Source organism: Kitasatospora sp. MBT63 (assembly GCF_000710465.2).
Classification (GTDB): domain Bacteria; phylum Actinomycetota; class Actinomycetes; order Streptomycetales; family Streptomycetaceae; genus Kitasatospora.
Window position 1 is genome coordinate 11,299 of record NZ_JAIZ01000472.1, and the last position, 9,299, is coordinate 20,597.

At 76.1% G+C, this 9,299-nt stretch carries 6 protein-coding genes and 1 pseudogene; 1 reads left to right on the top strand and 6 read right to left on the bottom strand.

Annotated features, from left to right (window positions below):
* Positions 1-32: 32 nt before the first annotated feature.
* From AA75_RS25785 to AA75_RS25810, 6 genes and pseudogenes are all read right to left on the bottom strand, one after another.
* Positions 33-2,933: an AfsR/SARP family transcriptional regulator gene (locus AA75_RS25785; protein ID WP_051813357.1), complete on the bottom strand. Its 2,901-nt coding sequence runs from the start codon at positions 2,931-2,933 to the stop codon at positions 33-35.
* Between the two features lie 111 nt (positions 2,934-3,044).
* Positions 3,045-3,638 carry a tetratricopeptide repeat protein gene (locus AA75_RS54065; protein WP_368666608.1) on the bottom strand — a complete coding sequence of 198 codons (594 nt, stop codon included), beginning with the start codon at positions 3,636-3,638 and terminating at the stop codon, positions 3,045-3,047.
* An 823-nt stretch (positions 3,639-4,461) separates the two neighbouring features.
* Positions 4,462-5,883: pseudogene (locus AA75_RS54070) on the bottom strand (BTAD domain-containing putative transcriptional regulator); the annotation flags it as partial.
* A 108-nt stretch (positions 5,884-5,991) separates the two neighbouring features.
* A complete protein-coding gene (locus AA75_RS25800; RefSeq protein ID WP_051813359.1) occupies positions 5,992-6,528 on the bottom strand; it encodes a hypothetical protein in 537 nt (178 codons plus the stop codon).
* Positions 6,529-6,659: 131 nt separating this feature from the next.
* Positions 6,660-8,018, bottom strand: a complete 1,359-nt coding sequence (locus tag AA75_RS25805; RefSeq protein ID WP_149038377.1) for an ABC transporter substrate-binding protein — start codon at positions 8,016-8,018, stop codon at positions 6,660-6,662.
* Entirely contained in the window at positions 8,015-8,656 is a 642-nt protein-coding gene (locus AA75_RS25810) for a hypothetical protein (RefSeq protein ID WP_233289194.1), read from the bottom strand. Before AA75_RS25810 ends, AA75_RS25805 begins: the two co-directional genes overlap by 4 nt.
* Before the next feature lie 179 nt (positions 8,657-8,835).
* Between AA75_RS25810 and AA75_RS25815 the strand changes: the two genes are divergently transcribed.
* A partial coding sequence (locus AA75_RS25815) for a hypothetical protein (RefSeq protein ID WP_063794439.1) occupies positions 8,836-9,299 on the top strand: 464 nt, incomplete at its 3' end.

Consider the following 9,299-nt stretch of genomic DNA (forward strand, 5'->3'; position numbering starts at 1 on the left):
TGGGGCCGGCTGACGGTCGCGCCGTCCGATGGTCAGGCCGGCAGCCCGGAACGGGCGGCCGGAGCGGTCTGCCCGACGGCGGCCTGCCCGACGGCGGCGTGTCCGCGGGCGGTGAGCGCGGCGGCGGCCACCCCGTCGAGCTGCGCCCGGACGGCGTCCGCCTGCCAGGCGGCGGCCCGCTCGGCGAGCACCTCGACCACGGCGCGGGCCTCCAGGACCGCCGCCTCGGCCTCCGCCGTGCGGGCCAGCCGGGTGAGTGCCAGGGCGAGCCGCGCGAGGGCCATGCCTTCGCAGAACCGGTCACCGATGTAGCGGGCGAGCATCACGGACTCCTGGAACGGGGCGACGGCTTCGGCGTCGCGGCCGAGTCCGCTCAGCGCGGCGCCCTTGGTGACCAGGGTGTTGGCGTCGCCGGGGAGTTCGTTGAACTCCCGGCCGGCCCGCAGGGCCCGCTCGCTGTAGGCCAGCGCGTCGGCGTAGCGGCCCAGTTCCAACTCGATCAGGGCCAGGTTGGCCAGCACCGTGACCTCGCGCTTGCGCAGCTCCGGCGGCCCGACGAAGGCCAGTGCCTGGAGGAAGGCCGCACGGGCCTCCTCGCGCTGTCCGGTGCGGCGGTACACCAGGCCGATGGTGCAGGTGCTGGACATCTGGCCCGGGACGTCACCGGTCTCCTGGCGGATCCGCAGGGCGGCCCGGAGCAGGTGCAGCGCCTCCGACCAGCGTTCCAGTTGCATGAACGCCGCGCCCCGGGCGGTCAGTACGGTGGACTCGCCGGCCGGATCCCCGGCGGCGCGGGCGCCGGCCAGTCCTGCCTCGGTGATGTCCAGCCAGTCCTGCCAGCGGCCCATCAGGTTGAGGTACGCCCAGGCGAAGCCGGGCAGCAGCCAGCAGGTCCGGTGGAAGCCGTGCTCGGTGGCGGCGGCGGTGGCGCGGACCAGGTTGGTGCGTTCGGTCTCGCACCAGTGCACGGCGTCCTGGAAGTGCCGGAAGCCGTGCGGGCGGTGGCCGGGTTGCGGGACCGGTAGCTCGGGCCGGGCGGCGCCGGGGAACAGGACGGCGTCCGCCTCGACCAGGCTGTCCAGGTACCAGCCGGTGACCCGGCCGACGGCGGCCCGGCGGCGCCCGGTGGGCTCCTCGGCGGCGGCGCGCTCCGCGGCGAAGTCCCGGAGCAGGTCGTGCAGCCGGTAGCGCTCCGGTGCGACGCTCTCCAGCAGGCAGGCGTCGACGAGTTGCTCCAGCGCGTCCTCGACCCGCTCCGCGGGGTGGTCCAGCAGGGCGGCGGCCGCGCGCAGGCTGATCTCCGGGCCGGGCGCCAGTCCGAGCAGCCGGAAGGCCAGCGCCGGGTGGATCTCCTCCGGGCCTTGCGGGGAGGCGAGTTGGGCGTAGCTCATCTGGAAGGTGGCGCGGACGGCGAGGTCCTCGACCCGCAGCTCGTCCAGCCGGCGGGTGTGGTCGGCGAGCCGGTCGGCGAGGGTGGACACGTTCCACGAGGTCCGGCCGGCGAGGCGGGCGGCGGCGATCCGCAGGGCCAGCGGCAGCCCGGCGCAGTGGGCCACCACCCGGGCGGTGGCGGCGGGTTCGGCGGCGGTCCGGTCGTGGCCCGCGAGGGCGGCGAACAGTTCGTGCGCCTCCGTGTCGGCCAAGGTGGACAGCCCGAGGTGGACGGCACCGGCCAGCCCGCCGAGCCGGCGCCGCGAGGTGACCAGCACCGCGCAGCCCGCGGAGCCCGGCAGCAGTGGTCTGACCTGGGCGGCGTCGCGGGCGTTGTCGAGGACGACCAGCACCCGGCGGTCGGCGAGCAGGCTGCGGTAGCGGGCGGCCCTGGAGTCCTCGGAGGCGGGGATCCGGTCCTCGGGTTCGCCGAGGTCGCGCAGCAGGCAGGCGAGGATGTCGCTCGGCGTGGCGGGGGTGGCCTGCACCCCGCGCAGGTCCATGTACAGCTGGCCGTCGGGGAAGCAGGCGGCGGCCCGGTGGGCGCTGTGCACGGCCAGGGTGGTCTTGCCGAGCCCGCCGGCGCCGCTGACGGCGACCACCCCGAGCGGGCCGCCGCCAGGTGCCGGGGTCAGCAGGTCGAGGAGTTGCCGTACCTGGCCCTGTCGGCCGGTGAAGTCGGCTATGTCGCGGGGGAGTTGGGAAGGTGGCCGGTAGGGTGTGGGGCCCGGCGCAGGGGTCGGGGCCGCGGCGGGGTGGGTCAGGATCTCGTGGTACGCGGCCTGCGCCTCGGCGCCGGGCTCGACGCCCAGCTCCTCCACCAGCCGGCGGCGCAGCCGGTGGTAGACGGCCAGTGCCTCGCTCTGCCGCCCGCAGCGGTGCAGGGCGAGCATCAGCTGCCGCTGGAAGCTCTCCAGCAGGGGGTGCTCGGCGGCCGGCCCGGCCAGTTCGGGGAGCAGGGCGGCGTGCCCGCCGGCCCGCAGCTCGGCCTCGAACCGCCACTCCAGTGCCTGCAGCCGGCCCTGCCGCCAGCGTTCCACCGTGGGGCGGGCGGCGGTGTCGGCCTGCTCGGCCAGCACCACCCCGGTCAGCGGCTCGCCGCGCCACAGCGCGAGCGCCGCCCTGGCCCGTTCGCCGACGGCGGGCCAGTCGTCGCCGCGCCGGGCCGCGTCGGCCGCCCGCAGCAGGTCGGTGAAGCGGGTGCCGTCCAGTTCCTCGGCGCCGACCTCGATCAGGTAGCCCGGTGGGGCGGCGCGCAGCCGGAGGCCTCCTGCGGGTCCGAGGGCGCGGCGCAGCCGGGTCACGTGGTTGTGCACCGAGGAGGTGGCGCTGGCGGGGGGCCGTTCGCCCCACAGGGCGGCCTTGATCCGGTCCAGCGACACGGTGCGGTTGGCGTCGAGCAGCAGGACCGTCAGCAGGGCGAGGTTCTTCGGTGCGCCGAGCGCCAGCGCTCGGCCGGTGTCGTCGTGCGCGGTCACCGGGCCGAGCAGACCGAACCGCATCCCACGTCCCTCCCGCACCCCGGCTCCCGATCCGGGCCATGGTAGCCGCGACCCGGGCCCGGCCGGCGGCCAGGCCCGGTCGGTGGTCAGGCGGTCAGGCCCGGCCGGTGGTCAGGGCCGGCCGGTGGCAGGGGGCCGTGCCGACTGCAGGGCCGCTTCGGCCTCGGCCAGGACGTCGCCCGCCGTGGCGACCTGGGATCCGGTGAGCCGGGCGGCCGCGGCGCGGGCCACGTCGAAGGCGGCCGAGGCCTCGTCCGGCTGCCCGAGCCCGAGCAGGGCGATGGTCAGGTAGGCGTGGCCGACGGCCTCGGTGAACGGGACGCCGATGGTGGCGCCGCTGTCGATGGCGGACCTGAGCGCGGGCACCGCCAGCCCGGGGTTGCCCATCCGCAGGTGGGTGACGCCGAGGGAGGTGTAGGTCTCGGAGTTGGCCGCGGGCTCGCCGAGTTCCTCGCTGAGCCGCACCGATTCGCCGAGGCAGCGCAGCGCCTCGGGGTAGTGGCCGAGTTCCAGTTCGGCGCCGCCGAGGTTGGTGAGCACCATCTTCTCGTGGTTCCGGGTGTCCAGGGAGCCGGCGAGTTCCAGCGCCTGCAGGAAGTACTCCCTGGCCTCCGCGTTCCGTTTCTGGATCCGCATCAGGATGCCGAGGTTGTTGGTGGTGGCCATCTGGCCGGCCACGTCGCCGTCGGCCCGCCGGATCGCCAGCGCCGCCCTGAAGTTCTCCTGCGCCGGGGGCCACTCCCCGACCTGGACGTAGGCCGCGGCCCCTGATGGTGAGCATCAGCGACTCGGCGGCGCTGTCGCCCGCGCTGCGGGCGGCGGCCAGGCCGGCCGTGCTGGTGGTCAGCCAGTCCTGCAGATGGCTGCGGTGGGTGAGGTAGGACCAGCCGTGGCCGGGGATCCGCCAGGCGATGTGGTGGAACCCGTGCCGTGCGGCGGCCTCGGTGGCGCCGACCAGGTTGACCCTTTCGGCGTCGCACCAGTGCAGCGCGTCCGGTACCCCGGCGAAGCCGTGCGGCCGGTACCCGGGGTCCTCGGGCAGGCGCTCCGGCCGTCTGAGGGTGGGGAAGATGACGGCGTCGGCCTCGACGAGGCTGTCGAGGTACCAGCGCACGATCCGGCCGACGGCGTCCCGGCCGGCGTCCGCGCCCTCCTCGGCCTCGGCCCGCTCGGCGGCGAAGTCCCGGAGCAGGTCGTGCAGGCGGTAGCGGTCCGGGCCGGTGCTGTCGAGCAGGCTGACGTCGACCAGGTGCTCCAGCACCTGCTCGGTGCGGTCGAGCGGTTGGCCCAGCAGGGCCGCGGCGGCGCGCAGGCCGATGTCCACGCCCGGCGCCAGCCCGAGCAGCCGGAACGCCCGGGCGGGCCCGGGACCGTCCGGGCTGTCGGGGGCCCGCAGTTGCGCGTAGCTCATCAGGAAGCTGGCCCGGACGGCGAGGTCCTCGACCCGCAGTTCGTCCAGCCGGCGGCTGTGGTCGGCGAGCCGGTCGGCGAGCGTCGCCACCTGCCAGGAGGGGCGTCCGGCCAGGCGGGCGGCGGCGATCCGCAGGGCGAGCGGGAGGCCCGCGCAGTGGCGCACCACCTCGGCGGTGGCCTCCGGTTCGGCTGCTGCCCGCTCGGGACCGGCGATGGCGGCGAAGAGCTCGTGGGCGTCCCGGTCGCCGAGCGTGGACAGGTCCAGGTGGACGGCGCCCGCGAGGCCGGGCAGTCTGCGCCGGGCGGTCACCAGGGCCGCACAGCCCGCGGAGCCCGGCAGCAGCGGGGCGACCTGGGCGGTGTCGCGGGCGTTGTCCAGCACGACCAGGACCCGGAGGTCGGCCAGCAGGCTGCGGTAGCGGGCGGCGCGGGCCTCCTCGGTCGCCGGGATGTCGTGCTCGGGTGTGCCCAGCTCCCGCAGGAAGCCGGCCAGCACCTCGCCGGGGTCGGCGGGGGAGTGGTGGACGCCGCGGAGGTCGACGTACAGCTGCCCGTCCGGGAAGCCGTCGGCGATCCGGTGCGCGGCGCGGACGGCGAGCGTGGTCTTTCCGATGCCTCCGGGTCCGCTGACGGCCGCCACCCGCAGCACGCCGGGGCCCGGTGGCTCGGTGGGGGCGAGCAGCGCGGAGAGCCGGTCCAGCTGGTCGCTGCGGCCGGTGAAGTCGAGGATGTCCCTCGGGAGTTGGGCAGGTGCGCCGGGTCCTGGGGCGGGCGCCGGATCGTCCTCGGGCGGGGCGAGGATCTCCCGGTGGGCGGCCCGGGCGTCCACGCCGGGCTCGACGCCGAGCTCCGTCACCAGCCGCTTGCGCAGCTGCTGGAACACCGCGAGCGCCTCGGCCTGCCGTCCGGAGCGGTGCAGTGCGAGCATCAGCTGCCGGTGGAAGCCCTCCCGCAGCGGGTGCTCGGCGGCCAGCGCGGTCAGCTCCGCGACCAGGGCGCCGTGCTCGCCGTCGCGCAGTTCGGCCTCCAGCCGCCACTCCAGCACCTGGAGCCGTGACTGCCGCCACTGTTCCAGCTCCGGTTCCACCTGCGCCGCCGCGTGCTCGGCGAGCTGGACGCCGGTCAGCGGATCGCCGCGCCACAGTGCGAGGGCGGCGCGGGAACGTCTGCCGACGGCGGCCCAGTCGCCCCGGCGGCGGGCGGCGTCCGCCGCCCGGACCAGGCCGGTGAAGACCAGCGCGTCGACCTCCTGCTCGTCGGCCTCGATCCGGTAGCCCCGCTGGTCGGCGCGCAGCCGGGCCGCGCCCTCGTCGCCGAGGGCGCGGCGCAGCCGGGTCACGTGGTTGTGGACCGAGGCGGTCGCGCTCGCGGGCGGGTGATCGCCCCAGAGCGCGGACTTCACGGTGTCCAGCGACACCGCGTGGTTGGCCCGCAGCAGCAGTACGGCCAGCAGGGCGCGGTTCTTCGGTGCGCCGAGCGGGAGTTCGCGCCCGGCCGGGTCGTGCACCGTGAGCGCCCCGAGCAGGCCGAACCGCATCCCGTGTCCCCCGTTCCCCGCGCGGCCGGGTCCGGCCCGCCGCCGATCATCTCCGGCGACATGCTAGAGCCTGCCCGCCGGTGGACCGACCCGGTGGCCGTCCGCTGCTCAGGCCTGCCAGTGCGGCTTGCCGCTGACCATCCGGCAGTAGATCATCCGGCCGCCGGCGTCGTGGGTGGAGCGGCCGAGGTCGGCGTCGCGGCAGAACTGGCCGGCCTGGTAGCAGTTGCCCGCGTTGGAGACGATCTCGCAGCCGGCCGGGGCCGGGGCAGGTTCGCTGGTGCGGGGCGGTTCGGCGGTCCTGGTGGTGGTCTTCGGCGCGGGGGCGGTGGTCTTCGGCGCCGCGGGCTTGGTGGTGGTGACGGCGGCCGGGGGCGCGGGCGGCGGGACGTTCGCCGCGGCGGCCTCGGTGACGGTCGGTGTCGGGCTCGGCGTGGGGCTCGGAGTCGGGCTCGGCGTCGGCGTCGGGTCCGGGGTGGCGCTGGTGACGGCCGCGGCCGGGGCGGCGGCGCTGGTGGAGACGGCGGGCGCGGGGGCGCCGCCGGTGTCCGAGGGGTCGCAGCCGGTCAGGGCGAAGGCGGCGGCCAGGGCCAGGGCGGCGAGGCCGGCGAGCTGCCGGTGGCGGCTGCGGGTGGACGAGGGCATGGCGGTGGAAGGCTCCGTTCCGGCGGGGGTGGGCAGGCCGGTGAGTCAACCAGAGCGCGGCCGCGCTGTTCACCTTTCGAGCACGTAACTCCCATATGTCGCCAAGCCGTTGAAGAAACGTGATCGGACGGTCACGGTCGGTAGGGGAGCTGCGGTACGTCGTAACAGGCGGTGGCCGGGAAGTCGACCTGGCCCACCCAGCCGCCCCGTCCGTCGAACGCGGTGTCCTGCCAGCGGGCGGCGTTCAGGCAGGCGAGGGTGGGTCCGCTGGGCCGGGGCTGCGGCGTGAAGTCGGCGGGGATCAGCAGGCCGTGGGCGTCGTACGGCTCGCGGCGGTTCATGAACCGCCCGACGCAGGCCCGGGTCAGCTCGGTGCCGCAGGAGTCCATCGCGTCGGTCAGCCATAGGGCCGCCGCCCAGCCCTCCAGCTCCCAGGCGGAGAGCTGTCCCGCGCGCTCCGGGTAGTAGCGCGCCATGGCCGCCCGGAACGCGGCGACGGCCGGCTGCGTGGTGTCCTCGTAGTTGCGGGAGGACGAGGTGGCCCACAGGTCGTTGCGGCAGGAGGGGGAGTCCCGGTAGTCGGTGCGCACCGTCTCGGACCAGTTCTGCACGTTGGTGACCTTGGCGGTCAGCCGGACCCCGGCGGCGTCGAGCGCCTGGCAGAGGGCGGCGTTGCCGCGGCTGTCCATGGCGTCGAAGAGCAGCTCGCTGCCGTCAGCCTTCATCGCGGCGGCGACCGTCTGGAAACCGGGCAGCGCGAGGTCCACGCTCTGGCTGAGCACCCGGTACCCCTCCGCCCGCAGGCCCTCCTCCAACTGCCGGGCGTAGCGCGCCGAGTCGGCCTGGTTGTACGAGACCACGGCCGCGCTGTGGGCGCCGAGCCGCTCCTTGAAGAAGCGGTAGACCTCGGTGCTCTGGTACAGGACACCGTCCCAGCCGACCGAGCGGCCGTCCCGGGGCGCCGCGGAGCCGTAGATGCTGTACAGGTGCGGCCAGCGGTCGTAGGCGGTGGTGATCGGCTGCCCGCCGACGTCGGGCACCTGGTGGGCGTCGACGTACGGCGCCCCGGCGTAGTCCAGCACGCTGCCCGCGACCAGGGCGAACACGTGCTCCTGGTCGATCAGCCGGTGCGCGCAGTCCCGGTTGCCGAGGCCGCTGCCGCCGTCGTCGCAGGTCACCACCCGGACGGTGCGGCCGTGCAGGCCGCCCTGGTCGGCCTGGGCGCGGAAGAAGGCGAGCGCGCCGTAGCGCGGACCGGCCAGCGCCTCCCCGCCCACCGGGCTGGTCAGCGAGGTGATGATGCCGACCGTGATCTCGCGGGCGCTCACCCCGGTGTCCGTGGCCAGATCGGGTGCGCCGCCGGCGGAGCCGAACGCGCTGCGCGGCAGCCGGCTGCCGCAGGCCGTGGCCGGCGCGAGCAGCAGCAGCAGCGCGAGGGCGGCGGCCGCCGGGCGCCGCCCGGCCGCCGCCGCCCGCCGTCGCCGGCTCAGCTGCACCCGGGCACCGCGGAGGCGCTCCCGGCCAGGGTCACCAGTCCGCACAGGGTCGAGGTGGAGACCTTCCAGGTGCCGTTGACCAGGACGGCCTGGCCGGTGGCGTCCTGCTGCACCACCTGGTCCTGCAGCGAGAGCGTGTAGGTCACGGTGGCGGAGGAGGGCGAGGTGAAGGCCACGTCGGTGACCTTGGCCTTCACCTGGCCGACCCGCGGGTCCGAGGCGAAGCCCTGGAGCACCGGGACCAGTTGCTCGCCGTTCTCCAGCAGGGCGGACTTGTCGGCGAGCGAGGTGGCCGGGTCGAAGAACTTCTCCCAGTTGGTGGTCACCTGGGTGGTGGCGCCGGCGACGTCGGCGGGGGCGCTGCCGGTCGCCGAGGGCGACGGGGACAGCTCGATCGACACCGAGGCCGACGGCCCGGAGACCGAGATCGACACGGACGGGGCGGCGGAGGCGCTGCTGCCGCTCCCGCTGCTACTGCTGCTGCACCCGGCCGCCAGCGCGACGGCCAGCGCCGCGCCGGTCAGCCGGAGGGCGGCGGCCCGGTGCGGCCGGGCCCGGTGCGCCCGGGTGTCCGGGGGGAGCTGCCGACCGGCTCCGGCTGCCGGCCGGTGGTCACTGTGGCTGGTGCGCATGGGCTCTCTCACCGCGTCTTCCCGACCTGGTCCCGGTCGCTCGGTTGGCTGCCCGGCCGGTCGGGCCGGGCGCGGCGCAACAGGCCGCACGGGCCACTATGAGGGACGATCGCCGGACAAACCATCATGCACCACCCAGAAGCCCCATATCGGATAGAGTTCCACCCACGGAAGGTGCCATGCCCCGCCCGTACCTGCGGACCGCCGCCCGCGCCCTGCGCGAGCACCCGGGCTGGCCGGTGCTGGTCGCCGGGCTGCTGCTCTGCCTGCTCGGCTGGTACGGCGTGTCCGGCGAGTCCCTCACCGCCCGCCAGCTGCCCTACCTCGCCTCCGCCACCGCCCCCGGCACCGCCCTGGTCGCGGCCGGCGCCCTGCTGCTCGGCAACCGGGCCCCCGGCCCCCGGGACCGGCCGGCCGACCCCCGGATCGACCAGCTGTACGCGCTGCTCACCGACGGAACCGACCCCCGCCCCGACACCGCCCCCGCCCCGGCGGGCCCGCTGCTGGCCGTCCCCGAGGGCACCCTGTACCACCGCCCCGACTGCGCGCTGGTGGCCGGCAAACCGCAGGCCGTCCCGGTGGACGCGGCGACCGTCCGCGAACGCGCCCTCACCCCCTGCCCGGTCTGCGACCCCGGACCGCC

Coding starts and splice junctions, on each gene's coding strand:
- AA75_RS25785 (WP_051813357.1), bottom strand. CDS start 2,933: ATGCGGTTCGGTCTGCTCGGCCCGGTGACCGCGCACGACGACACCGGC.
- AA75_RS25800 (WP_051813359.1), bottom strand. CDS start 6,528: ATGCCCTCGTCCACCCGCAGCCGCCACCGGCAGCTCGCCGGCCTCGCC.
- AA75_RS25810 (WP_233289194.1), bottom strand. CDS start 8,656: ATGCGCACCAGCCACAGTGACCACCGGCCGGCAGCCGGAGCCGGTCGG.